At 70.0% G+C, this 25,360-nt stretch carries 22 protein-coding genes; 4 read left to right on the top strand and 18 right to left on the bottom strand.

The features are described 5' to 3' along the window. Positions 1-15: 15 nt before the first annotated feature. Complete coding sequence (gene mgrA, locus ACIP6U_RS12005; protein WP_401715376.1) at positions 16-1,059, bottom strand: L-glyceraldehyde 3-phosphate reductase; 1,044 nt, start codon at positions 1,057-1,059, stop codon at positions 16-18. A 142-nt stretch (positions 1,060-1,201) separates the two neighbouring features. On the opposite strand from mgrA, the gene ACIP6U_RS12000 reads away from it, so the two are divergent. From ACIP6U_RS12000 to ACIP6U_RS11990, 3 genes are all read left to right on the top strand, one after another. Further along, positions 1,202-1,654: a flavodoxin family protein gene (locus ACIP6U_RS12000; protein WP_401715374.1), complete on the top strand. Its 453-nt coding sequence runs from the start codon at positions 1,202-1,204 to the stop codon at positions 1,652-1,654. Between the two features lie 53 nt (positions 1,655-1,707). After that, the gene (locus ACIP6U_RS11995) at positions 1,708-3,402 is read left to right on the top strand and encodes a serine/threonine-protein kinase (RefSeq protein ID WP_401715372.1); all 1,695 of its coding nucleotides are present in this window, start codon (positions 1,708-1,710) and stop codon (positions 3,400-3,402) included. Between the two features lie 100 nt (positions 3,403-3,502). Further along, on the top strand, positions 3,503-4,642 hold the full coding sequence (locus ACIP6U_RS11990; protein WP_401715370.1) for a serine hydrolase domain-containing protein: 1,140 nt from the start codon (positions 3,503-3,505) through the stop codon (positions 4,640-4,642). Between the two features lie 8 nt (positions 4,643-4,650). Here ACIP6U_RS11990 and ACIP6U_RS11985 read toward each other — a convergent pair whose 3' ends face one another. The 8 genes from ACIP6U_RS11985 to ACIP6U_RS11950 are packed head-to-tail and all read right to left on the bottom strand — an operon-like array spanning position 4,651 to position 12,058. Then, positions 4,651-5,313: an L-ribulose-5-phosphate 4-epimerase gene (locus ACIP6U_RS11985; RefSeq protein ID WP_401715368.1), complete on the bottom strand. Its 663-nt coding sequence runs from the start codon at positions 5,311-5,313 to the stop codon at positions 4,651-4,653. After that, positions 5,313-6,950 carry a ribulokinase gene (gene araB / locus ACIP6U_RS11980; protein WP_401715366.1) on the bottom strand — a complete coding sequence of 546 codons (1,638 nt, stop codon included), beginning with the start codon at positions 6,948-6,950 and terminating at the stop codon, positions 5,313-5,315. The genes ACIP6U_RS11985 and araB overlap by 1 nt, the downstream gene beginning before the upstream one ends. Further along, complete coding sequence (locus ACIP6U_RS11975) at positions 6,947-7,834, bottom strand: sugar phosphate isomerase/epimerase family protein (RefSeq protein WP_401715364.1); 888 nt, start codon at positions 7,832-7,834, stop codon at positions 6,947-6,949. The genes araB and ACIP6U_RS11975 overlap by 4 nt, the downstream gene beginning before the upstream one ends. A 25-nt stretch (positions 7,835-7,859) precedes the next feature. Beyond that, entirely contained in the window at positions 7,860-8,672 is an 813-nt protein-coding gene (locus ACIP6U_RS11970; RefSeq protein WP_401715362.1) for a sugar phosphate isomerase/epimerase family protein, read from the bottom strand. Further along, positions 8,669-9,436 (bottom strand): alpha/beta fold hydrolase, encoded by a 768-nt coding sequence (locus ACIP6U_RS11965; protein WP_401715360.1) that lies wholly within the window; start codon positions 9,434-9,436, stop codon positions 8,669-8,671. The genes ACIP6U_RS11970 and ACIP6U_RS11965 overlap by 4 nt, the downstream gene beginning before the upstream one ends. 17 nt (positions 9,437-9,453) lie before the next feature. Then, positions 9,454-10,149 (bottom strand): ThuA domain-containing protein, encoded by a 696-nt coding sequence (locus tag ACIP6U_RS11960; protein WP_401715358.1) that lies wholly within the window; start codon positions 10,147-10,149, stop codon positions 9,454-9,456. Beyond that, positions 10,146-11,150 (bottom strand): alcohol dehydrogenase catalytic domain-containing protein, encoded by a 1,005-nt coding sequence (locus ACIP6U_RS11955; protein ID WP_401715356.1) that lies wholly within the window; start codon positions 11,148-11,150, stop codon positions 10,146-10,148. The genes ACIP6U_RS11960 and ACIP6U_RS11955 overlap by 4 nt, the downstream gene beginning before the upstream one ends. Further along, on the bottom strand, positions 11,147-12,058 hold the full coding sequence (locus tag ACIP6U_RS11950) for a sugar phosphate isomerase/epimerase family protein (protein ID WP_401715354.1): 912 nt from the start codon (positions 12,056-12,058) through the stop codon (positions 11,147-11,149). The genes ACIP6U_RS11955 and ACIP6U_RS11950 overlap by 4 nt, the downstream gene beginning before the upstream one ends. Positions 12,059-12,214: 156 nt before the next feature. Here ACIP6U_RS11950 and ACIP6U_RS11945 point away from each other — a divergent pair, with 156 nt between their 5' ends. After that, on the top strand, positions 12,215-12,994 hold the full coding sequence (locus tag ACIP6U_RS11945) for a helix-turn-helix domain-containing protein (RefSeq protein WP_401715352.1): 780 nt from the start codon (positions 12,215-12,217) through the stop codon (positions 12,992-12,994). A gap of 16 nt (positions 12,995-13,010) precedes the next feature. Here the strand turns inward: ACIP6U_RS11945 and ACIP6U_RS11940 are convergent, their stop codons facing one another. The 9 genes from ACIP6U_RS11940 to ACIP6U_RS11900 form a co-directional block, all read right to left on the bottom strand. Continuing rightward, a complete protein-coding gene (locus ACIP6U_RS11940) occupies positions 13,011-15,323 on the bottom strand; it encodes a glycoside hydrolase family 3 N-terminal domain-containing protein (RefSeq protein ID WP_401715350.1) in 2,313 nt (770 codons plus the stop codon). Next, complete coding sequence (locus tag ACIP6U_RS11935; protein WP_401715348.1) at positions 15,320-17,347, bottom strand: cellulase-like family protein; 2,028 nt, start codon at positions 17,345-17,347, stop codon at positions 15,320-15,322. The genes ACIP6U_RS11940 and ACIP6U_RS11935 overlap by 4 nt, the downstream gene beginning before the upstream one ends. 3 nt (positions 17,348-17,350) lie before the next feature. Continuing rightward, the gene (locus ACIP6U_RS11930; protein ID WP_401715343.1) at positions 17,351-18,340 is read right to left on the bottom strand and encodes an aldo/keto reductase; all 990 of its coding nucleotides are present in this window, start codon (positions 18,338-18,340) and stop codon (positions 17,351-17,353) included. A 14-nt stretch (positions 18,341-18,354) separates the two neighbouring features. Continuing rightward, a complete protein-coding gene (locus ACIP6U_RS11925) occupies positions 18,355-19,587 on the bottom strand; it encodes an NAD(P)/FAD-dependent oxidoreductase (protein WP_401715341.1) in 1,233 nt (410 codons plus the stop codon). A 24-nt stretch (positions 19,588-19,611) separates the two neighbouring features. Next, positions 19,612-19,926 (bottom strand): MocE family 2Fe-2S type ferredoxin, encoded by a 315-nt coding sequence (locus tag ACIP6U_RS11920; RefSeq protein WP_401715339.1) that lies wholly within the window; start codon positions 19,924-19,926, stop codon positions 19,612-19,614. 12 nt (positions 19,927-19,938) lie between these two features. Further along, a complete protein-coding gene (locus ACIP6U_RS11915) occupies positions 19,939-20,856 on the bottom strand; it encodes a fatty acid desaturase (protein WP_401715564.1) in 918 nt (305 codons plus the stop codon). 234 nt (positions 20,857-21,090) lie between these two features. Further along, positions 21,091-23,397: an alpha-glucuronidase family glycosyl hydrolase gene (locus ACIP6U_RS11910; protein ID WP_401715337.1), complete on the bottom strand. Its 2,307-nt coding sequence runs from the start codon at positions 23,395-23,397 to the stop codon at positions 21,091-21,093. A 97-nt stretch (positions 23,398-23,494) separates the two neighbouring features. Beyond that, a complete protein-coding gene (locus tag ACIP6U_RS11905) occupies positions 23,495-24,424 on the bottom strand; it encodes a carbohydrate ABC transporter permease (protein ID WP_401715335.1) in 930 nt (309 codons plus the stop codon). After that, positions 24,424-25,359 carry a carbohydrate ABC transporter permease gene (locus ACIP6U_RS11900; RefSeq protein ID WP_401715333.1) on the bottom strand — a complete coding sequence of 312 codons (936 nt, stop codon included), beginning with the start codon at positions 25,357-25,359 and terminating at the stop codon, positions 24,424-24,426. Before ACIP6U_RS11900 ends, ACIP6U_RS11905 begins: the two co-directional genes overlap by 1 nt. Position 25,360 lies beyond the last annotated feature (1 nt).

The raw sequence follows: 25,360 nt of genomic DNA, 5'->3' as shown, positions 1-25,360 counted from the left end.
GTGCCGGGCGCGTGGTCAGCCGAGGCTGCCGGTCCGGGCGTCGCGCCACAGGTCGACGCCGCCATCGGTGGCGTACTTGTCGATCTCGGCCAGCTCGTCGGCGCTGAAGTCGAGGTTCTCCAGCGCGGCGACGTTCTGCTCCACCTGCTCGGGGCGCGAGGCACCGATCACCAGCGAGGTGACCCGCTCGTCGCGCAGCGCCCAGGCGAGCGCCATCTGGGCCAGGGACTGGCCGCGCCGGGCCGCGATGTCGTTGAGCGCGCGCAGCCGGTGCAGGTTGTCCTCCGACAGCCAGGACGTGTCGAACGACGTGCCCGCCGCGGCGCGCGAGTCCTCGGGTACGCCGTCGAGGTAGCGGCCGGTCAGCAGGCCCTGGGCGAGCGCGGTGAAGCCGATGACCCCGAACCCCGCCTCCTGGGCGACATCCAGCAGACCGTCCGTCTCGATCCAGCGGTTGAGCATGTTGTACGAGGGCTGGTGGATCAGCAGCGGCGTGCCGAGGTCCTTGAGGATCGCGGCGGCCTCGCGGGTGCGCTCGGCGTCGTAGGAGGAGATGCCGACATAGAGGGCCTTGCCCTGGCGCACCGCCGTGTCCAGCGCGCCCATCGTCTCCTCCAGCGGAGTCGTGGCGTCGAGGCGGTGCGAGTAGAAGATGTCGACGTAGTCCAGGCCCATCCGCTGGAGCGACTGGTCCAGCGAGGCGAGGACGTACTTGCGGGAGCCGCCGCCCTGGCCGTAGGGGCCGGGCCACATGTCCCAGCCGGCCTTGGTGGAGATCACCAGCTCGTCCCGGTACGGCGCGAGGTCCTGCTTCATCAGGCGGCCGAAGTTGATCTCGGCGGAGCCGTAGGGCGGGCCGTAGTTGTTCGCGAGGTCGTGGTGGGTGATCCCGAGGTCGAACGCACGCAGGGCGATCTCGCGCTGCCGCTCGAAGGGGCGGTCGTCCCCGAAGTTGTGCCAGTAACCGAGGGAGAGCAGCGGAAGGTCCAGGCCGGAGCGGCCCGTCCGCCGGTAGCGCATGGTGCCGTCGTAACGCTCGGGATTCGCGAGGTGGTTCATGACGTTCACTCTGCTCGCGCACGATTCTGAAGTCCAACAACTCCCTTTCATCGCATTCAGCGGTGTCGTTTCTGAATGAGATACCGCCTCTGGGAGATGCCGCTTCTTCAGGGGAGGCGCCCCCTGACCTAGGGTGCGGAACGTGCCCACCTTGCTGATCGTGCATCACACACCCTCGCCCACCTGCCAGGCCCTGCTGGAGGCCGTCGTCTCCGGGGCGACCGCGCCCGAGATCGAGGGCGTCGACGTCGTACGCCGCCCGGCCCTGTCGGCCACCGCCTCCGACGTCCTGGCGGCCGACGCGTACCTGCTGGGCACGCCCGCGAACATCGGCTACATGTCCGGCGCCCTCAAGCACTTCTTCGACCAGATCTACTACCCGTGCCTGGACGCCACGCAGGGCCGCCCCTTCGGCTATTACGTGCACGGCGGGAGCGACGTCACGGGGGCGGTGCGCGCGATCGACGCGATCACGACCGGGCTCGGCTGGCGGCGCGCGGCCCAGCCCGTGACCGTGACCGGGACGCCGGAGAAGTCCGATGTCGAGGCGTGCTGGGAACTGGGCGCCACGCTCGCGGCCGGGCTGACGGGCTGAGGGGGGAAGGGTGCCGTCCGCTGCCCGACACGTCGTCCTTTATGCTCCTCGCCATGAACGAGGGGGACAGCGGCAGACGGGTCGTCGACGGGCGTTTCGAGCTGGAGTCACGGCTCGGTGGCGGCGGAATGGGCACGGTGTGGCGCGCCCGCGACCTGCTCCTGCACCGGAGCGTGGCGGTCAAGGAGGTCCGGCCCGCGGACCCGGATCTCGCCGAGTACGACCCGCCCTCGGCGCGGATGCTCCGGGAACGGGTGCTGCGCGAGGCGCGGGCCCTGGCCCGGGTCCAGCATCCGAACGTCGTGACGATCCACCACATCGTCGACGGCGGCGAGGGCACTTACCCCTGGCTCGTCATGGAACTCGTCGAGGGCGGCTCCCTCGCCGACCGTCTGGCCCGCGGCCCGATGGCCCCGGCCGACGCCGCCCGCCTCGGCCGCGGTGTCCTCGAAGCCCTGAACGCCGCGCACGCGGCGGGCGTCCAGCACCGTGACGTGAAGCCTGCCAACGTCCTCCTGCGCACCGACGGCCGGCCCGTCCTCACCGACTTCGGCATCGCCGCGATCCGGGAGTCCACCGCGCTCACGGCCACCGGTTCGATCATCGGCACCCCCGACTACATGGCCCCGGAACGCGTCACCGGCGAGGAGGGCGGCCCCGCGGCCGACCTCTGGTCGCTGGCGATGATGCTGTACGTCGCCGTCGAGGGCCACCACCCGCTGCGCCGCGGCACGACGCTGGCCACGCTGGCCGCCGTCCTCCACGAGGACGTACCGCCGCCGAAGCAGGCCGGGTCCCTGACGTCCGTACTGACCGCGGTGTTGGTACGTGATCCCGCGGCGCGGCCCGACGCGGCGACCGTCGACCGGATGCTGGCCGCCGCCGCGGAGGCCGTCCCGGAGCCGGTCACCTCGTACCCCCTGGCGCCTCCGCAGGACGCGATACCCGACCCGACTCCGCAGGACGCGATCCCCGACCTGCCTCCGCAGGACGCGATACCCGCCCCGCCTCCGCCGCCTGCCGAAACGGTTGTGCCGGGCCGCTCCGCAGGTAACCGACGCGCCGTGATCGCCTCCGCCGTGGCGGGAGTCGTGCTGGTCGGTGGGCTGACCTGGGTGACGCAGTTCGGGGGCGATCAGGATGACGGGTCGGGCTCCCTGGGGGCGGGGCCGACGGGGAAGACCCCCTCGGCCTCCACGCCCGGGTCCCTCGGTTCCGGCTCTGTGTCCGACCCTGCCTCTCCCTCCGCCGACATCGGGTCGCCGGTCCCCGAAGCGACGTCGAAGCTGGCCAAGGGCATGCTCACGCCCGATGGCATTCGGACCGCGCTCAAGGCCATCGAGAAGAAGTCGGGACGGGACACTTTCGGTGACCTCTCCGTCTATCAGGACTACGTGTCGGTGAAGGCGATGGTCCCCGGTAGCCGGACCAAGTACGACATCTACGAGTACCGCCCGCCCTCGGGAGTCCGGACGGGCATCAGCAACGGCAGCCTGATGGGCGAGAGCGAGCCCGTGAGCGTGGACGACTACAACTGGGACGCGCTGCCCAGCCTCCTTGCCTTCGCGGAGAAGAAGCTGAACGTCGACAAGCCGGAGTCCGCCTATCTGCTTCTGAGCACACCGAGCGCCACCTTCAACACCCCTGCCTCTCTCGAGATCTACCTCAGTGGCGATTACAGCGTGAGCGGACATCTACAGGCCGACACCCAGGGCAGGGTCGTGAAGGTGTATCCCGCCGAAGAATGACCGGTACCGGCATTCCGCCGTATGCAGCAGCACAAGAGGCCTCCCCGCCGGTCGAGGGAAAGGCTGGGCCTGCCCCGCCACCCCGTCCCCGGGAGAACCCATGCCCCTCCGGATGCTCGCCTGTGCCGTCGTCGCCTGCGTGACCGCACTCGGCCCCGCCACCACCGCTGCCGCCGCGGCGCACGGCGACGACCTCCAGCGTCAGGCCGACCGGTTCGTCGAGTCCCCGGGCGGACCGCCCGGCCTCATCGCCGTTCTCCAGAAGGACGGGGAGACCCGCGTCGTGCGGGCGGGTGTCGCCGACCTCGCCACGGACCGCAAGCCCCAGGCCGACGACCACATGCGCATCGCCAGCACCGCGAAGGCGTTCAGCGCGGCGGTCGCCCTCAGCCTCGTCGACCGGCACGCGCTGCATCTCGACGACACCCTGGGGCGACGGCTTCCGCAACTGCCCAAGGCCTGGCACCGGGTCACCCTGCGACAACTGCTGAACCACACCAGCGGCCTGCCGGACTTCTCGCGCAGCGAGGCGTTCCTGAAGATCGTCACCGCCGACCCGCGCCACCACTTCGACTCCCGCCGGCTGCTCGACTTCGTGGCCGATCAGCCGCTGGGGTTCAAGCCGGGAAGCCGGTACGTGTACTCCAACTCCGACAACATCGCCGTGGCCCTGATGGCGGAGGCCGTGACCGGGACGCCGTACGAGAAGCTGCTGCGGACGCTGGTCCACCGGCCGTTGGGACTGCGGGACACCAGCCTGCCGCAGGGGTACCGGATGCCCGAGCCCTACCTGCACGGCTATGACGTGGCGCCGCCCTCGCCGGTGGAGGACGTCAGTGAGGTCCTCAGCGCGTCCGGCGTGTGGGCGTCGGGCGGGATCATCTCCACGCCGGCCGACATGACCCGCTTCATCCGCGGTTACGCCGGAGGGGCACTTTACGAGCGGTCAAGTGTGCTGGGGCAGCAGCGGAGTTGGATCGCCGGCGCGTCCGAGCCCGCCGGCCCCGGTGCCAACATGGCCGGTCTGGGCATCTTCCGCTACGCCACCCGGTGCGGTGTCGTGCTGGGGCACACCGGCAACTTCCCCGGCTACACCCAGCTGATCGCGGCCACGCCGGACGGGCGCCGGTCCCTCACCTTCTCTGTCACCTCGCAGATCAACCAGGCCCAGGCGCCTGAGCAGTTGAAGCGGCTGCGGGCCATCGAGGAGAACTTCGTCTGTGCCCTGAAGAACGCTTAGGAGGGTACTCAGGCGTCCCCTTGGCCGTAGTGGTTCCGGTAGCGGTCGTGCAGGGCGTCCACCGTCTGTGCCGTGAGGGTCGCGGACTCCCCGAGCTGCCGGGACAGATGCACGGTGCGTGCCACGTCCTCGCACATGACGGCGGCCTTCACGGCGGCACGCGGGCTGTCGCCGATGGCGAAGACCCCGTGATTGCGCATGAGGACGGCCGGCGACCGGTGTTCGCGCAGGGTCTCCACGACGCCGCGGCCGATGGCGTCGTCGCCGATCGGCGCCAGCGGGCCGACCGGGATCTCGCCGCCGAACTCGTCCGCCATGGCGGTGAGTACGCACGGGACGGGCTCACCGCGGGCCGCCCACGCGGTCGCGTAAGTGGAGTGGGTGTGCACGACCCCGCGCACCTCGGGCAGGGCGCGGTAGACGTAGCCGTGCGAGGCGGCGTCGCTGGACGGGCGGAGCGTGCCCGTCACGGCGACGCCCGACAGGTCGCACAACACCAGATCCTCCGGCCGCAGTTCGTCGTAGGGGACGCCGCTCGGCTTGATGAGCATCAGGTCCGGCGCGACCCGGGCCGACACGTTGCCGGAGGTCCAGGCGACCAGTCCGTTGTCGACGAGGGTCCGGTGCAGGGCGTGCAGTTCCGCGCGCACCTCGGCGATGGCATCGGGCATCAGGGACTCCTCGTCTTCAGCGCGTGCAGTCGGTGCAGGACGTCGTTGCCCCCGCGACCGAAGTGGTCGTGCAGGCGCACGTACTCCTCGTACAACTGCTGGTAGACCCGCTGATGCTCAGGGATCGGCAGGTAGGCGGCATGATGACGGCGGCCCATGGCGGCGGACGCGGTGCGCACCTCGGGATGGATCGCGGCGGCCACCGCCGCGTGGACGGCCGCACCGAGCGCGGGCGCCTGCGCGGAGTCGACCACGCTGATCGGCAGCCCGGTCACGTCCGCGTAGATCTGCATCAGCAGCGGGTTCCTGACCAGGCCTCCGGCGGCGACGAACTCCGTCACGGGCAGGCCCGCGGCTCCGAAGGCGTCCAGGATCACGCGGGTGCCGAACGCGGTCGACTCCAGCAGCGCCCGGTAGACGTCCACCGCCGTGGTCGACAGCGTCATGCCGAGCAGCACTCCGGACAGCTCGTGGTCGACCAGCACCGACCGGTTGCCACCCATCCAGTCCAGGGCCAACAGCCCGTGCTCGCCCACCCGTTGCCGCGCGGCGAGCTCACTGAGGACCTCGTGCACGCCACGGCCCGGTTCGTGGTAGCGCTCGGGTACGGCGCTGTCGACCCACCAGGCGAAGATGTCGCCGACCCCGCTCTGCCCGGCCTCGTAGCCGAAGGACCCGGCGACGATGCCGCCGTCGACCACCCCGCAGGCACCGGGGACCTCGCGCAGCACGTCGGAGTTCATCATGTGGCAGGTGGACGTGCCCATGATGGCCAGCAGTTGACCGTTCCCGTAGGTCTGGGCGGCGGCCGCGGTGACGTGTGCGTCCACGTTGCCCGCCGCGACGGGAGTGCCCTCGGGCAGCCCGGTCCACGCGGCGGCCCGCGCGCTCAGTCCGCCCGCGCTGCTGCCGAGCGCGGTGAGCGGATGGTCGACGCGGGTGCGGTACACGTCGGCGAACCGCGGGTCCAGGGCGGCGAGATAGTCCTCGTCCGGGTAACTCCCGTCCTGGTAAAGGCCCTTGTAACCGGCGGTGCACGGATTCCGGCTCTCCCGCCCGGTCAGCTGCCATACGATCCAGTCCGCCGCCTCGATCCACCGCTCGGTGGCCGCCCACACCTCGGGGTCCTCGTCGAGGATCTGGAGCGCTTTCGCGAGCTGCCACTCGGCGGAGATCCTGCCGCCGTACCTGGACAGCCACGGCTGCTTCGACGTGTGCGCGAGTGCGGTGATCCGTTCGGCCTGTGCCTGGGCCGCGTGGTGCTTCCACAACTTCGGCCAGGCATGCGGGCGTTCGGCGAATCCGTCCAGCACGCACAGGGGCGTACCGTCGGCGAGCACCGGCAGCGGGGTGCTGGCCGTGAAGTCCGTGCCCACCCCGGCCACGCTCGCCGGGTCGATCCCGGCCCGCGCGACCGCCTCGGGCACCGCCTCGCGCAGGACCGCCAGCCAGTCCCGCGGATCCTGCAACGCCCACAGGGGTGGCAGCTCGGTACCCGACCCGGGCAGGGCGCGGTCGATCACGCCATTCCCGTACGGATGCTCCACACAGGCCAGTTCGGTGCCGTCGGCGGCACTCACCACGAGTACCCGCGCGGACAGGGTGCCGAAGTCGATCCCGAGGACATGCGCGGTCATGACCGGCCCTCCCGCCACTCACGCAGGAACCGCAGGCCGTCCACGGCGAGCGCGTCCTGGGATTCCGCCAGCGGGCGCCAGATGGAGGCGGCGGTGGCGATCGACGCGTTGTCCGCGGTGAACGACTCGATGCCGAGCATGCCCCTGTAGCCGATCTCGGTGAGGCAGTCCCGGATCAGTGGCCAGTCCTGCAGATCGTGGCCCGGCGCGCCTCGGTCGTTCCCGCAGACCTGTAGGTGTAGCAGCCGGTCGCCGGCCGCGCGGAAGGCCGCGCGCAGGTCCCGCTCCTCGATATTCATGTGGTAAGTGTCCAGGTTGAGACCCACATTGCCGGGCAGATCCTCGATCAGTTCCCGCACTTGTGCCGCCGTGTTGAGCAGGCTCGTCTCGTAGCGATTGAGCGGTTCCACCGCCAGCGCGATGCCGTGCCGCCCCGCGTACTCGGCGCATTCGGCGAGGCTGTCGCGCAGCTCCCGCAGGGTTGCCGCGCGCTCCTGCGGGGACATCCGGCACGTCCGGCCCACCGACGTGTACATCGGGCCGATGACCATCGCCGCGCCGACTCCCGCCGCCGCGTCCACCGCGGCGCGGACATAGCGCTTGGTCGCGTCGATCGTGGCCGGGTCGGCCGCCGACAGTTCACGCCCGGGCCCGAACACCGCGCCCACCACACAGCGCAGCCCGAGCTCCGACAACAGCGCCGAGGTCCGGGCGGGATCCCAGTCACCGACGTTCTCCAGCGGCAGCTCCACGGCGTCGAACCCCCAGCCGGCGATCTTTGGCAGGGTGCCGGCCAGCAAGTCGTCGGTCAGCGGCGAGTGCCACACGAACGTGTTCACCGCGATGGACAGGTCCGTCATAGGCGTCCTTCGCACGTCGCTCATGCGCATCCTTCGAACAGGGAGGAGGTCACCTGATCACCGCTTCCAGTACGTCCCGCACGTACGCCCCGTTGCGGGCCACGGCTCGGTCGGGGTCCGCCTCGGCTTCGGGCGACTCGTCCTCCAGCACGATCCAGCCCGTGAAGCCCGTCTCCGCCAGGAACCTCGTGACCGCCGGGATGTCGATGATCCCCTCGCCGGTCCGGGCCCAGGACCCGTCCGCGTGCATGTCCTTGACGTGGACGTGGTCGACACGGTCCCGGTACCGGCGCACGACCTCCAGCGGATCCATACCGCCCTTGGCGAGGTGCCCCAGGTCGGGGGTGAATCCGATCCGCTCCGGCAGCTGCGCCAGCAGATACGCGTAGTCGGCGTCGGTACGGAACACGGACCCGGCGGGGGAGTTGGGATGGAACGTGCAGTGCACGTCCGCGGCCTCGGCCCTCGCGGAGACCGCGTCCACGCAGGACAGCAAGTTGTCCTGACGGGCGCGCAGTTGAGCCCGGTCCGCTCCCGGGAACTGGCACAGGTTGATGACCGCGCCGTCGATTCCGGCGACGGTCTCGATCACCTTGTCCGCCTCGGCGGCTTCCGCCGCCGTCTCGTGGGGTCCGCTCCACTCCTCGACCAGACAGAGCGCGGCCAACTGCACGCCGTGGTCGGCCAGTTGCGACCGCAGGCCGGACGCGGTCCAGTCCTCGCCGAGCATCACCACCTCGGGTTCGAAGCCGGCGAACCCGGCCTTCGCGCTCACCGAGATCATGTGGTCCAGTCGGCCCCGGTAGGCGTCGACGGTCATCTGCCAGCTGTAGGTCTGGCAGGCGAAGCGGATGTCGGTCACAGCGGCCGTTCCTCTCCCAGAAGCCATGCCTCGACGATGGTGTTGAAGCGGTCCAACTGTTCCCAGTGATGGGTGTGTCCGGCGCCGGAGAAGATCTCCAGGGTCGCCCCGGGGACGGCTTCGGCGAGCTCGCGGGACAGCCGGGGCGGGACGAACAGGTCCGCGTCCCCTGCGGTCACCAGGGTCGGTGCCCGGATGCCGCCGAGCCGGTCCAGCGCGTCGTGGCTCACGCAGGCGGCGGCATGGGCACCGAACGCGGAGCAGGACATCCGGCCGGGCGCGGTCCGCTCGGCCAGCAACTCGTCCTCGTGCGCCGCGAACCATCCCGGCGTCCAGATCAGCCACTGCAACAACGCGGTCGCGACCTCCTGGCGGTCCCAGATCAGCGGGAGCGTCCGGAAGATCTCCGCGGTGTGCGGATCGCAGCGGGCCCAACTCGCCACCAGTACCAGCCGCGACACCAACTCCGGGTGGCGCAGCGCCAGTTCCTGGGCGATCGCCCCGCCCATCGATATCCCGACGACCCGTGCCGGCCCAAGTTCCTGCCCCTTGATGAGGTCGGCGTAGTCGTCCGCCATCGCGGCCGTGGTGTACGGGCCGGGCGGGGCCGGTGACTTGCCGGCGCCCCGGTTGTCGGCGGCCAGGCACCGGAAACTCCTTGACCAGGCCGCGGTGTGCGGCTCCCACGCCGTGCCGGGCGCGCCCAACCCCATGATCAGGACCAGGGGTTCACCCACCCCGATTTCGGTGTACGCCAGTTCCACTTGTGGGCTCCTCCCTCTCAACCCAGGCACCAGCGCGTGGCGTTGACGAGCAGCCGCCGGAACGCCTCCAGCGCGAAGTCGTCCGGGTGTCCGAGGCTGGTGTAGAAGACCCGGCCCCGCGGGCGCTCCCGAACCCACGCGACGGCGCCGGCGGTGGGCGCGTCCTCCGGAGCGATCGGCTCGCCGTGGAGCAGCGGCCGGCAGTCCGGCCGGGTGCGCACGCGGTACAGCCAGGACCGGGAGGTGAACCGGTCCGGGAGACCGGCCAGCACCGGATGTTCGCCGGGTACGCGGGTGACCGTGGTGCGCGAGGAGTGGCCGTGATGACTCACCCAGGGCGAGCCGAGCACGTCCCGGCCGAAGCCGTCGTTCCATGGTGCCCACGGCGAGTCGTCGGGGTAGTGGAAGGCGTGCGTGGAGGTGCGCAGGCCCAGTACGTTCCCGCCGCGCCGTACGTAGTCCGTCAGTTGGGCCATCTGCTCGTCGGGCAGGACGCGGAAGCGGGTGTAGATCACCAGCAGGTCGGCATCGGCCAGTACACCGAGGTCGCCGAACGTGGAGGCGGGGAACTCCGGATAGTCGTCGAGCACGTCCGGGACCAGGAAGTGGACCTTCGCGTCGGGCAGTTCGGCCCGCACGTCGTCGGCGTAGGTCTTCATGGTGCGGTGGGACTCGTACTCGCCCTCACCGGCGAGGATGACGATCGAGCTCATCGCAGGCCCTCCGCTCCGTGCGGGAGCAGGAACACCTTGCCGCACTCCCCGGTGTCCTGGAGATCCATCGCGGCGGACACCTCGTCGAGCGGGAACCGCGCGGTGACCACGGTGTCCAGCGCCTCGGCCGCGGCGCGCACGGTCGTCCACATCCGATCCGCGTACCGCTGGTGGTTCCAGTGCCAGCAGCCGAAGACGTCGGCGCCGATCGGTACGAGCGGTGGCAGGACGACCTCGCCGCCCCAGGCCACGACGGACAGGCGGCCACGCGGGCGCAGCGCACGGGCCGCCAGGCTCGCGGCTCCCGGGGCGCCGCTGGTCTCGACGGCGGCGTCCACCTGGGCCAATTCGCCCGGGTCGAGGGCGCGCGGGTCGAGGACCTCGACGGCGCCGAGGTCCGCCGCCAGCTTCTTTCGGTACTCCTGGGTCTCCAGCGCCAGCACCCGCGCCCCGCGCACCCTCGCGTGGAGGATCGCACCCAGACCCACCGGCCCGCAGCCGGAGACGAGCACGGTGTCCGAGGCGCCGGTGTTCATCCTGGTGTGCGCGGTGAATCCCGGGCCCAGTCCGCAGACGGTGAGCGCGGCCCGGTGCAGCGGGATGTCGTCCGGTACCGGGAGCAGCAACCAGTCCGGCTTGAGGACGTATTCGGCGTAGGTCGCGGTGCCGTAGCCGTTCCCGCTCTCGGCCAGCACGTCCCGTCCGCTCCGGCAGTGGATGTGTTCGCCCGCCGTGCACAGCGAGCAGGTCCCGCATCCGTTCTGCGGCATGACCACCACCCGGTCGCCCACCCGCACCCGGGTGGAGGTGCCGGCGTCCTCGACGATCCCGGCGGCCTCGTGACCCAGCGCATCGCCGAGGTTCCCGGCCCGACGGTCCTTGAACTCGGTGCACATGGGCGCGATCAGGATCTTGACGACCACGAGGTCGCGGTGCGCGTGCGGGCGTTCCCGCTCGACGAGTTCGACCCGGCCCGGTGCGGTGATCGCCGCCGCCTTCATCGGGTCGCTCCGCTCACGCGGGCCCGGTCGGCGAGCGCGCGGACGAAGGGCACGGCGGTGGCGGCGTCGCGTTCGGTGGTCGGGCAGAAGCAGAAGTCGACCGTCCACCAGTCGAGGTCGAGCGCGGACCGGCCGAGTGCGCCGACGACCTCGTCGAGGTCGATCTTCCCCTCGCCGAACGGGAGATGCTCGCTCGTCTCCCCGTTGTGCAGCGAACCGTCTCCGTCGATGACGTGCAGGTGCCCGACGTACGGAGCGAGCAGGCGCGCGTACTCGGCGACCCCGCCGGGCAGCACCTCCGGGTCGTCGCCGTGTCGGGCGCCGGCGACCGCACCCGCGTAGGCGTGGGAGGTGTCGAACAGGACGGTGAAGTTGGGGTGGGCCACGGTGTGGACCAGTTCCTGGACCTCGCTCGGCCGGTTCAGCCAGAAGCCCGGCTCGAACTCCCACACCATCCGCACCCCGGCGTCCGCACAGCGGTCGGCGGCCCTGCGCCAGGTGTCGGCCAGGTGCCCGAGACGCTCCCGGTCCATCGGGCCGGGCGGGGAGACCGAGTCCACCCGGAGCGCCGGGACGCCCAGCCCCGCGCAGAAGGCCAGGACGGAATCGACGCGCGCGAGGTAGTCGGCGGCGGGCACGTCCGCGGGCGGGGTGGAACCGAAGTCGGGCGCGTAGGCGGAGACACCCAGTCCCTGCTCGGCGAGCCGGTCCCGCAGGCGTGCGCAGTCGTCCGCGGTGACGTCCTCGTCGTGCGGATGCGGACGGAAACCGTTGATCTCCACGCCGTCGTAGCCGACCGCGGCGGCATAGCCGCACAGCCGGTCGAAACTCCAGGGATCGGCGGCGAACGGGCCGAAGGCGAACGCCCAACTGCCCAGCGCGATCCGGGGTATTGACTCGTCCGACACAGCTGTCTCCTCTATGGACCCGACTGTTGGCACAACTTCAAGCTAGTCCGGTGACCTGCGAGATCACTTGGAGGAAAATGCGCCACTCTTGGAAATTCCTGCTCCACCACTCGACCGCACCGCCGCTCTCCGGTGACCATGGGGGCAGAGGTGACCATGGCCAGTGACGAGAGCGCGCCGCCGGAACTCACGGCGCAGTTGGGCGACGCCCTGCTCCAGGCGTTCGACCGGATCGACGACGTCCGGGTCTTCGTCAAGGACGCCGAGCGCCGGTTCGTCGCGTGCAGCGAGCCGTTCGCCCGACTGCTCGGATACCGCCACCCCTGGCAACTCTTCGGCCTGCGGGACGAGGACCTCTCGCCCGAGTACCTGGTCGAGCACTACCGCGGCCACGACGAGCAGGTGCTGTCCACCGGGGAGGCCCTGATCGATCTCGTCGAGCTGGTGCGCAACCCCAATGGTTCCTACGACTGGTACCTGACCACCAAGACCCCGATCCGCCCGCAGGGCGGGACGCCGATCGGGATCGTGGGGGTCACCCGGGCGCTGACCAAACGGGACGCGGTCTCGCGCCGGCTGCTCACCCTGACGCCCGCGGTGGAACTGATCTCGCGCGAGTACACCCGGGCCCTCTCCGTCGAGGAGCTGGCCGCGAGTGTCTCCCTCTCGCCCAGTCACTTCAGCCGCACCTTCAAGGCGCATTTCGGCGCCACCCCGCACCAGTACCTACGGCGGGTGCGGCTGATGGCCGTGTGCGATCTGCTGGCCGCATCGGACCTCCCTCTGTCGGTGATCGCGGACAGGACCGGGTTCTACGACCAGAGCCACCTGAGCAACGAGTTCAAGAAGGAACGGGGCGTCACCCCCGCCGAGTACCGGGCGACCCACGGGAACACCGCACCGGCACAGCGCTCCCGGATCGCCTTCCTCCCCTGAACACCCGGGGCCCGGGTTACGCGTCCTCGTCCAGCACCCGCACGGACGTGAGCAGTGCGCGCTCCTCGGTCAGCACCCGAACGGGGCCCTGCAACCCGACCGTTGTCCCCGTCCCGGGCGCCTCGACCGACGGCGCGACCGAGAACTCGAACTCCCCGGGCTCGACGATCCACGCCAACTCCCGCCCGACGAACCCGAGTCGGTCCGCCGGCACGGTGAACTCGACGACACGCGCTTCGCCGGGCGCCAGGTCGACGCGCGCCCAGCCCAGCAACTGGCGCATCGGCCGGGTGACCGAGGCGACGACATCGCGTACGTAGAGCTGCACCACGTCGGCGCCCTCGCGCTCACCGTCGTTACGGACCCGGCACCGCACCCGCAGCGTGCCCGCGGTGTCCCACTGGTCGGCCGTGACGCGCACCTCGTCGCGGGTGAAGGTGGTGTAGGACAGGCCGTGCCCGAACGCGAACAACGGACTGGGGTCCACGTTCGACACCGGGCTGGGACCGCCGAGCCGCGGACGCCGGTACGAGTAGGGCTGGCCGGCGTTGTCCCGGGGAATGCTGACCGGCAGCCGCCCGCTCGGGTTGACCCGCCCGGTCAGCACGCCCGCGATGGCCGGCGCGCCCTCCTCACCCGGGAAGAACGCCTGGACGACCGCGGCCGCCCGGTCCGTGAACTCACCCATCGGATACGGCCGGCCGGTGATCAGCACCACGACCACCGGGGTTCCGGTGCCGAGCAACGCGTCGAGCAACGCCCGTTGCCGTCCCGGCAGTTCCAGCGTCGCGGCGTCGCTTCCCTCGCCGACGGTGCCGCGTCCGAACAGTCCCGCGCGGTCGCCGACGACGGTGACGCACACGTCCGCGTCCTCGGCCGCCGCCACCGCTGCGGCGATCGTGTCGGCGGCCGCCGCCTCGGTCTCCTCGTCGGCACGGACAGCGCAGCCGGGCGCGTGAACCACCTCGGTTCCGGCGGGCAGTTGCTCGCGCAGGGCCGCCAGTACGGTGGGCAGCTCGATGCCGATCGGCGTGCCCGGCGGGGTCTGAATGTGGTTGGTGAAGCTGTAGTTGCCGAGCATGGCCTCCGGAGCGTCGGCGTTGGGACCGACCACCGCCACCCTGCCGACCGGACGCAGCGGCAGGATCCCCTGGGGATTGCTCAGCAGGATCACCGACTCCTCGGCGAGCCGTCGGGCCACCGCACGAGAGGCCGGCGGGTCCAGATCGACCGCCCGGGCGTCCTCCACTGCCTCAGCGAACACGCCGAGTTCGAGCTTGTTGCGCAGGACCCGCCGCACCGACCGGTCCACGAGCTCCACGGGGAAGGTGCCCTTGCGGACGAGTTCGGCGAGCGGGTCCAGATAGGCGCGGCCCGCCGGCAGCTCGACGTCGATCCCCGCGGACAGCGCGAGCACCGCAGCCTCACCGGCGTCGGCGGCCACGTCGTGCAGGGTGTGCAGGAACGTGATCCCGAAGTAGTCGGCGACCACCACACCGTCGAACCCCCAGCGCGTGCGCAGCAGTTCGGTGAGCAGCTGTGGGTCGGCGGCGACAGGGATGCCGTCGATCTCGGCGTAGGAGTGCATCACCGCGGACGGGCGGGCGTTCTTGACGACCATTTCGAAGGGCAGCGCGAACACCTCGGCGATCTCGCGCGGTCCCGCGTGCACCGGCGCCAGATTGCGTCCGCCGCGCGAGTTCGAGTAGCCGAGGAAGTGCTTGAGGGTCGCGCCGGCCCCGGTGGACTGGAGGCCGTCGACGTAGGCCGTGCCCAGGACGCCGATCAGGTACGGGTCCTCGGAGATGCACTCCTCCACTCGTCCCCAACGCGGGTCGCGCACGACGTCGAGCACCGGCGCCAGGCCGAGGTGGATGTTCAGCTGCCGCATGGTCGAGCCGATCTGCCCGCCCATCTCGCGCACCAGCTCCGCGTCCCAACTGGCGCCCCACGCAAGGGGGGAGGGATAGGTGGCGGCGCCGTACAGCTGGAGCCCGGTCAGGCATTCCTCGTGCACCAGGGCCGGGATCCCGAACCGGCTGTGCCGTACGACATCGCGTTGCAGGGCGCGGGCGTACTCCAGGCGTTCCGTCACGGCACCCGCGCGGCTGCCGAGCGGCCGGGTGAACTGGCCCACGCCGTGTTCGAGCGGTGACGCGGCCTCGGCCGGGTCCGTGAGCAACTCGTCCTGCATCGGCGCCACGGTCTCTCCGGGCGGGCCGCTGCCCTCCGGCCACAGCGAGGTCAGTTGTGCGAGCTTCTCCGGCAGGGTCATCGCGGCCAGGACGGCGTCGATGTCGCATCCCGGGGCCCACTGAGGTGTGGTCACAGTGTCTCCTCTGACGGGCGGCCTACGGCCGTGAAGGTCTCCGGTGTCGAGTGCGCGCCCGGGGACGCGCCGCCCCGGATGCGGGCGGTCTGCGTGCGGTGCCAACCGGCGTCAGCCCACATCCCGATGTGGTGCGGCTGCGAGAAGTTGCTGGTGCAGATCCCCTGCCAGCCGCGGTCCAGCGCCATGCCGACCGCCGCCTCGGCGACGTCCTTGACGTAGTCCCACCCGTCCCAATCGGGCACGAGGTCGGGCGACCAGCCGACCGAGGCCCAGCCCTCGGTCGTCCACAGGGGCAACCCGCGCTCGGTCGCCCAGTCCCGCCATACGTCGAGCAGGTCCGCGAGTTCGGCCAGGAACGTGTCCCGCTCGGCCGCGTAGTGCTGCTGGACCAGATGCTGGTGTTCGGCGAGACCGCGGACGTCGTTCTCGAAGTCGCCGGTCCATTTCGTCGTGGCGACGAAACGCGGGCATCCCGCGGCGAGCCACAGATGCGGTTCGGCGAAGTCGAAGGCGTCCGTCGAAAGCCGCATCAGGTCCGTGCTCAACGGCGGTGTGACGCCTCGGAGGTAGTACGAGAACGTCACGGGAATTCCGGGGAACTCCCTTTTCACCGCGGACAGCGCCGCCTGATAGCTGTCGATGCGCCGAATCTCTTCGTCGGTGAACAGCTCGGTGAGCGCGAAGACCGAATGGATCTCACCGAACACGTGCCTGCCGATGCCCGGGGCCCAGGCCGGCCACTCGTTGCACAGGTCGACAAAGGCCACGGCGTCGAGCAGACCGGCTTCCTGGATCGCCCCGAGCGTCTCCGACCAGACGCGGGCGAGATCGGCCGGAGTGACCACCTGTGCCGCACGGCCGGTCGAGTCGGGAGTGAACCAGCTGGAGAGCCCGGCCTGTATACCCCGATCGCGCAGCCCGGCCAGGAACTCGATCAACGCTGTACGCGGCCGCACGGAGACCGTCGAATGGTTTCCCCACATGAATCCCGCTGGCTGCGGCAGAGCGGTGATCTCGTCGGCCCGCCGCCCGGAACTGTCGGCGGCGATCCAGTGCGGAAAGGCGTCGATGCGTACGACGTCGTAGCCACGCTCGGCGAGTTCGTCGAGGACCCGCTCGACATCCGCGTACTCCGCCTCGTCACCGGAGCGGCGCAGCAGCCAGGAGTAGTCCCACATCGTGACGGCCCGGGCCGCCCGGGGCGTGGTCATTGCTTCCTCCCGCAGGGTGCACCACTCGTCGGTGCGGGCGGCCACCCGCTGCCAGATCTGCTCGGCTTCGTCGATGGGCATGAAGGGGATGTCCTCGCCGCCGGGCAAGGGGGCGCAGTTCTCGACGATGGCCTTGAGTGCGGCGAGGCTGCTTTCGATGATCGCGCGGCCCTCGCTCGCGGTGGCGAGATGCGCGTCCTCGCCCTGGGCGAAGCGGCCCCAGGGGCTGCTGTACCGGTCGTCGAGGCGGTCCAACTCGACCAGTTCGGGTCGGAGATACATCAGTTGGGAGATCTCGTAGCGTCCCGCGTGGTCGCCTTCGAACTCTCCGGCCACGAGTTCGGGATCGCTGACGGCGACGACCGGGACCGGACGGGCGCGCCGGAACTCCTCGGCGACGATTCGTAGATCGGCCTGGTTGGCGTTGTGCCCGGTGACCACGACGATGGCGCGGAAACCCGCGTTGACGAAGGCCCGCAGCTGAAAGACCAGGAGCCGTAGGACGACATCGGGGGGCAGGCTGCCCAACCGCGGATTGATGTCGCCCACGACCTCCTTCAACCACGGCCGGTGATAACCGGTTTCATGGATGTGGTACGTCTGGGTCGGTGCGACGATGCCGCCGAACCGGCGGGCGGATTCCTCACAGAGGTACACCGCTTTGTGGGTGTCGAGGCCGAAGGCCGCGATGTGTCCGTGCGGCTCGCACAGTCCCATCGGAAGGTAGGCCAGGGGCAGTTGTGTCAGCCGTTGCTCGAACTCTCTCGGCAGCAGCTCTTCCCAGCGGACGGTTTCGGTGTGAGAGGCCATGGTTCACTGCTCCGCGAATATCTTGGTCTCGTTGAAGTTCTTGATGAACCGGTGCTTGAAGCGCAGTCGGTCGAAGACCTCGGCGGGCAGCGGCGGTTCGTTGAGCGCCGCGATGTTCTCCTCGCAGAATTCCTTGACATGCATCGAGGAGATCGCGGTGGTGACGCCGGGGGACTGGACGACGAACTTCAGCGCCAGCGCGGCGAGCGAACCGGCATGGGCCGGCACGTACTGCCGTAGCGCGTCGACCTTTTCGAGATAGACCGCGCGAGGCACGATCTCGTCGAAATAACGGTTCCGGTAGTCGTCCTCCGCGAAGACCGTGTCCTCGGTGAGGGTGCCGGTCAGGCCGCCTTCGTCCAGGACGCAGCGGGCGATCACCGCGACGTCGTGCTTCCGGCAGGCGGGCAGGAGGTTGTCCAGGGCGAGCGGGTCGAAGATGTTGATGATGGTCTGGACGGAGTCGATCAGACCGTTCTCCACCAACGGCAGCGCCATGTCGGAGCGGTGGTCGGGGATCGAGATGCCGACGTGCCGCACCAGCCCCTCGTCCTTCAACTGCTGGAGTTCGTCCATCCAGTACCCGGTGACGCCCCAGGTCGGCCACCAGATGTGCAGCTGCACGAGGTCGATCCGGTCCACGGCGAGTTCTTGGAGCGAACGCAGGGCACTGGCCCGGACATGCCCCGGCGGGTAGGTGAGTTCGGGTGCCACGGGTGTGCCCCAGCCGCGCGGGCCGGCGAGCGACTCGATCTTCGTCGCGACGAAGGGGCGCTGCCCGGACCACTGCCGCAGCGCCTTTCCGACGATGCGCTCGGAATGGCCATAGGCGCGAGCGGTGTCGATGAAGGACACCCCGCGGTCCAGTGCGTACAGAAGGCTGTCGATCCAGTCGGATTCCTCCTGGTCGCCGAACCAGCCGGCGAATCCCATGGTGCCGAAGCCGAGTTGGCTGATCGGTTCGCCGGAGCGCGGAAATGGGGTACTGCGCACGGGATTTCCTCTCCTTACCGAGGCGCCTGCTTCAGCAGTGCCTTGAGGGCGGCGGTCGGATCCGCCAGGGTTTCCGGGGACGGGATCGCCCGGCGGGCGATGAGCAGTTCGGCCAGCCGGATGTCCTGGGTCACCGCGTTTCCGGTGCCCACCGCGCTCGCCGACAGGAGCCGTCCGTCCGGCCCGAGGCCGAAGCGGATCTCGACGCCGTCGGGGCGGTGTCGTACGACCTCCGCCGTGGCGGCGTCGGGCAACCCGGCGATCTGAAGGGTGAGTTCGTACTGGTCGGACCAGAACCACGGCACGGTCGTGAAGGGTTCGTCGGCGCCGAGCATGTTCCGTGCCGCCGCGCCGCCCTGGTCCTGGGCGTTGCGCCAGGACTCCAGGCGGATGCGGCGACCGTCGTAGAGCGGATGCGGCCATGAACAGCAGTCCCCGGCCGCGAAGATGTCGGGGTCGGAGGTAGTCAGCAGGGTGTCGACGCGCACGCCGTTGTCGACGGCGAGGCCGGCCTTCCGTGCCAGGGAGGTCTCCGGGACGGCGCCGATGCCCACCACGACCGTGTCGCACACCAGCGTCTCGCCCGTGGTCAGTTCGAGCAGCAACTCCTCGTCGTGGCGGTCCAGTTGGACGACGCCGGTGCCGCAGCGCACGTCGGCACCGGCCCGTTCGTGGCGCGCGGTGACCGTGTCGGCTAGGTGCGCGGTTGCGCCTCGGCTCATCAGCCGTGGTGCCGACTCGATCACCGTGACGGCACAACCGTGCACGGTCGCGGCCGCCGCCAGCTCCAGACCGATGAATCCGCCGCCGATCACACCGATGCGGGCGCCGGGCCGCAACCGGTCCCGCAGCGCGAGCGCGTCGCCGTGGCTGCGGAGGCAGTGCACGCCGTCGACCGCCGCACCGGGCAGCGGCAGGCGCCGGGGGTTCGCCCCGGTGGCCACCAACAGCCTTTGGTACGGGATGCGTTGACCGGTCGCGAGCACCACCTCGTGGTGGTCGCGATCGATGTCGGTCGCGGCGACCCCGGCGACGAAGTCGATGCCCGCGGACCTCAGCGTCTCCGTATCGCAGATCGTCGTCGGAGCCGACGCGGGCGGCCCGGTCAGCACGGACTTCGACAACGGCGGGCGCTCATAAGGCGGTACGGCCTCGGAGCCGATCAGCGTGACCGGTCCGCTCCAGCCCGCCTCACGGAGTGCGAACGCAGCCCGTGCGCCGCACTCGCCGCCCCCGACGACCACCATCCCCGGCACGGCACTCACGGCCGCCTAACCGATCCCGATGTGGACGGTGCCGTCCTCGACCTTGACCGGGAAGGTCCGCAGATCGATGAGCACCGGTGCTCCGGCGGCCTTGCCCGTGGTGTAGTCGAACCGGCCGTTGTGCTTGGGGCATTCGATGGTGTGGTCCATCACCAGGCCGTCGCACAGCAGCATCCGCTCGTGCGTGCAGTGGCCCGCGGTGGCGTAGAACTCGTTCTGCGGCGAGCGGTAGATGGCGTAGTCCACGCCGTCGTACCGGAAGGGGATCACGTCCTCCGGGTCGATGTCGTCCACGGCGCACGCGGCGATCCACTCAGGCATCGTGACGTCTCCTCAGAGCTGGGAGCCGGGCTGGAGCGCGAGCGCGCGTCCGTCGGACTTCGGGTGGTAGGGAGCGGCGCCGGGCGGCAGTTCGCGGCGGATGTAGTACGTGGGGTCCTTCAGCTGGCGCAGCACCGCGGGGACGATCTCCCGGTAGGCCGCCCACAGCGACGGGTAGGCGGGAGCGAGATCGCCCTTGATCTCCTCGTGCAGTTCGGGCAGCCGGTGGTAGGGGACCATCGGGAACATGTGGTGCTCGACGTGGTAGTTCATGTTCCAGTAGAGGAACCGGTTGATCCTGTTCATGTGCACCGTGCGGGTGTTGAGCCGGTGGTCGAGCACGTTCTCGCCCATCCCCGCGTGCTGGGTGAGGCCGTAGACGTTGAGCATGAACGCGCCGTACACGCGCGGTCCGCCGATGAGCATCGCCGGCAGGATCGAGCCGGACAGCACACACGCGGCGATCATGGCCGCGTAGATGACGAGCCAGATCCGTGCGGTGCGGTGGATCTTCGCGCGTTCGGACTCCGGGATGAACGTGGCTTCCTCGGCCGTGACCCGCCCGGCCGCGTGCACGACCATGACGCGCAACGCCAGCGGTACGTCGACCAGTCCGAAGAAGTTGGCGAGGATCCTGGCCAGTCGGGCGGGCCGCATCACCACGATCTCCGGATCGCGCCCGAGTATCAGCGTGTCGGTGTGGTGCCGGGCGTGGCTCCACCGCCACACCGTGGGGTCGCGCATCAGCATGAAGGAGGCCAACTGGTAGATGGAGTCGGCCAGTCGGCGGTTCTTGAACGCGGTGCCGTGGCCGCACTCGTGCCACCGTGAGTCCGACGAGGAGCCGTACAGCACCCCGTACACGAGGAAGAAGGGGACGGCGAGCCAGCCGCCCCAGAAGACGACGCCGAGCGTGGCGGACACCGCCATCACACCCAGCCAGATGACCGTGTCACGGATCGCCGGCCGGTCCGAGCGGCGCATCAGCTCCTTCATCCGCTTGCGGGGCATGTCACTGCGGAACCAGTCGGTGCCGCCGGCCAGCCCGGCCACCACCGCGCGCTCGGCCTCAGGGCCGACCAGGCTGTAGCGTTCGAGGCGTTCCCTGCCCATTGGATTCATCCCTTCGTTGCTCGTTCGGCGCGAGGGCCGTGGGTGCGGGGGTCAGCTCCACTGCCCCTCGGGGCGCAGGGCGTCAGGGCCCATGATCGGCGGCCGCAAGGTGCCGTCCGGGAGGATGCGCAGCGTCCACAGGCCGCCCACGGCCGCGTCGCTGAGCCATCGCGTGATGCCGTCGAGCGCACCGCGATAGCGGGTCCACAGTTCGTTGTTGAGGTTGACCAGGGTGCCCAGGTCGCCCCGGTCCTCGACGCGGTCGGCGAGCTTCTGGATCAGTTCGAGCACGGGTGCCGCGCGCAGTGCTTCGTAGGCCCGCTTGAGCGCCTGTGTCTCGGACGCGGTGGGGCGGTCGCCGCAGGTGGCGTCGCGGTAGGCCAACGCGGCCTGGCCGACACGCTCCAGGCAGTCGATGAAGAGCTGATAGAACTCGACCCGGTGTTCCCAGAAGCCGGGCCGGTCGCCGTCCCGGAGGACGACCGCCTTGGTCCGCGCGGTCCGCAGCGCCTCGCGCACCTCGCCGAGGCGTTCCCGGATCCGGGGTATCTCGGCCAGTTTCGCCTCCACGTCCGCGACGATCTGCGGCGGTATGGCGCCGTGCGCGCCGATGAACTCCAGTGCCTGGTTGATCAGCGGGGGGTACCAGTCCTGCGCGAAGACCTGCCAGCCGAGGTCGTGGCACAGCCACTGCTCGTACCGCTCGAACAGCCGCATCGCCTCCGTCGCCTCGACGGCGGCTTCCTCGCCCCACTCGACGCCGAAGACGTCCCGGTAGTACGCGTCCGGTGTCAGGTCCGGCTGCCACATCGCCAGGGCGGTGTAGCGGGCGTTGTCGTCGACGGTCCGGGTGCGCCAGTGCTGCCAGATGACACCGTCGATGCCGTAGGCCCGCACCTTGTCCATGATCGGCGGGTAGGCGCTGACCTTCGGCTGGGGCAGCCACATCCGGAAGTCGATCTCCCACCAGTTGATCAGCCAGCGCTCCCGGTCCACTCCCCGGTAGTGGTCGAGCAGGGGCGGCGCCTCCCAGGGGTCGACCTCCGTCATCGAGGACAGCACGACCTCCTCCGGCAGATAGGGGGCGGCGTCGCGGAAGAGGTGCTCGATGTACCAGCCGGCCAGGGCGACCTGCTTGCCCGGAGCCAGTTCACGCAGGATGTCGTGCCCGAGCAGCACCCACTGAAGGAAGGTCTGCGCGGTCTCGGTGATGTCCTCCACGTCGTAGACCTGGGCGCTGACCTTCCCGAGCAGGTCGTCGATCGTGTAGCGGGGCAGCGGGTGCTCCGCGCGGAAGCGGGTGCACGGCTCGCAGGTGCAGCCGGCCGTCCATCGCGAAGGACCGTTCTCGGACTGCCAGAGCGTGTACGTGTCCACGTCGGGGAAGGCGCTGACCAGACCGGTCAGCCAACCGGCCAGCAGCTCACGGGCGTCCGCGGAGCTGGGGCAGATGCCGAAGCCGTCCGCGCCGTACCGGGAGGCGGGATCGACGAGCGCCCGGAACTCCAGCGGCGGATCGGTCACCTCGATCCCGATGGTCGTGCGCATGCCCCGTTTCTTGGCGTGGGTGAACGCGGCCCGGATGTCGGCCTCGGCCAGCCGGAAGCGCTCCTCGGGGGTGGTCGCGTCGATCGCCGAGCGCGCCCCGAAGGTGTCGTCGGCGAGATAGTCGGCGAAGTGCTCTCGGCCGGCCACGAAGTCGGACACCCGGCCGGGGCGCTTGTGCCAGCGGGTGGTGCGGGAGGTGTCCCAGAACGCCTCGCTCCGCCGCTGCCCCTTGAACGTGAACTGGCCGACCGGTTCGAAGGTGTAGAAGTGCATCGAGAAGAGGTTCATCCGCAGTCGCGCGGCGCTGTCGATCACCTGGAGGTAGTCCGCCTCGTCCCAGGTCGACGGTCCGGTGAGGAAGTCGGTGTACGGCATGAAGCCGCGCAGCCGGACCGCCGGGGCCCGGTCGACGGAGCACGCCGGCATGGACACCGGTCCATGGCGGGGGAGGGACTCGCCGCTGAGGTAGAAGCGGACCCCGAGAACCTCCAGCAGTTCGTAGCAGCCGTACAGCACTCCCGCGTCGTCCGCGCCGACCACCGCGACGAGATCCTCCTTGCCGCGCAGGGCGTAGGAGTCGGCCTCGGCCGGAGACACCTGGACGTCCAGGTCCGCCAGCACAGCCCGGATGTGCGGCTGCTCCGGTGTACCGACGACGATGCGCAGCACGGCATCGCTGTCCAGGCCGGCCGGTCCGGTCGTCTCCACGTCGGCCGTCCACAATCGGCCGGTGAAATCGCGCAGTTCCTGACATGCCCGGCGGGTGAGCGGGCCGGCTTCCGGTGACGTGACAATGCTGACCCTCTGCATGAGGCTTCTCCTTGTGGATCCCCGGAGGATCCGCTCAAGACGTCGAGGACGGTCCGGTGTGCGGCGACGGTCCGGTGTGCGGCGCGGATGGCGCCGGTCAGCCCTTGACCGCGCCCTCCATGATTCCGGCGACCAACTGCTTGCCCGCGGCCACGAAGAGCAGCAGCAGGGGGAGCGTGGCCAGCACGGAGGCGGTCATGACGGTCGAGTAGTCGATGGTGTACTGGGTGCGCAGCTGCTGGATCGCCACCTGGGAGGTGAACATGTCCGGGGTGTTGAGGACGACCAGCGGCCACAGGAAGTCGTTCCAGGTGGTCATCGCCGCGAAGAGCCCGAACACCGCGGCGGATCCCCGGATGTTGGGTACGACGATCGAGCGGTAGATCCGGAACGTCGAGCAGCCGTCGGCCTTCGCGGCGTCGATGAGCTCGTCCGGAATGGTCCCGATGACGACCTGCCGCATCCAGAACACACCGAACGCGGAGACCGCCCCGGGCACGATCAGCGCCCAGTAGGTGTCGATCCAGTCCAGCTTGGACATGATCATGTACATGGGCACCAGGCCCAGTTGGCTGGGCAGCGCCATGGTCGCGACCACCATCAGGAACAGCACGCGACGGCCGCGGAACCGGAGTTTGGCGAAGGCGAATCCCGCGAGACTGCAGAAGAACATCTGGAGCACCGCCACCGCTCCGGAGACGATGGCACTGTTGGCGAGCGACCGTCCGAAGGGGACCATCGAATCGACCACGTCGAGGTTGTGGCCGAAGTTCCCGCCGGGGGTGAGGACCGGAGGGAACCGGGACACCGCCGAGCTGTCGTTGGAGCCGACCACGAACATCCAGTACAGCGGGATGAGCGCGAGCAGCACCGCGATGGTCAGGACGACGTAGGTGAACCATGACGTGCGGCCGCGCCTGCTGCGCCGGGCGGCGTCCAGTGACTGACGCCGTGACCTGCCGGCGGCCCGCGACACCGGTCGGCCGACGTTGGCGACCTGCGGCTTTTCCTTGCTCGTCACAGGCATCAGGAGCTCCTGATCAGGCGGGCGATGGCGTAGTTGACCAGGGCGAGGACCAGGATGATGAACAGCAGGGCGATCGCGATGGCCGAGGCGTAGCCGAACTTGAAGGAGTTGAAGGCCTGTCCGTACAGGAGCAGCGTGACGGTCAGTCCCTGGCCGTTGTTGCCCCCGGTCGGGGAGGTGAACAGCAGTGGTTCGGTGAAGATCTGGAGCCCGCCGACCGTGGAGGTGACCACGGTGAACAGGATGGTCGGACGGATCATGGGCAGCGTGACCTGGGTGAACGTGGTCCAGCGGCCCGCGCCGTCGATCTCCGCGCAGTCGTACAGGGCGGACGGGACCGCCTGCATCGCCGCGAGGTAGATCAGGGTGTTGTAGCCGGTCCAGCGCCAGATGACCATGATGGCGATGACGGTCTGCGCGGTCAGCGCGTCCGCTCCCCAGTCGACGGTCGGCAGGTGCAGCGACCGCAGGATCCAGGTCACCGGGCCGTAGTCGCGGCCGAAGATGGACGCGAAGACCAGGGTGACGGTGACCAGCGGGGTCACGTTGGGCACGAGCAGCGCCATGCGCCAGAACGTCTTCGCCCGCAGGCTGCTGTTGTTCAGCATCGAGGCGAGGGCGAGGGCGATCCCCATGCCCGGAATGGTCGACAGGACGAAGATCCCGATGGTGTTGCGCAGCGCCTTCCAGAACCGGGGATCGTTGAGCATGTCCCCGTAGTTCTGCAGCCCGACGTAGGGATGGTCCCCGCCCAGCAACTGCCAGTTGTGCAGGGAGACCCAGCCGGTGAAGAGCAGCGGGCCGAGTCCGAAAGCCAGGAACAGCAGAAAGAACGGCGCGATGTAGACGTAGGGCGTGAACCGTTCCCACGCGCTGGACACCCGACCGCTTCGGCCCCCGGTGACGGGTTCTTTCCAGGCCAGTGAAGTGGTCATG

Source organism: Streptomyces sp. NPDC088794, assembly GCF_044750545.1.
GTDB lineage: Bacteria > Actinomycetota > Actinomycetes > Streptomycetales > Streptomycetaceae > Streptomyces.
Note: the sequence above shows the minus strand (reverse complement) of the source record. Positions and strands in the feature narration are given on the sequence as shown.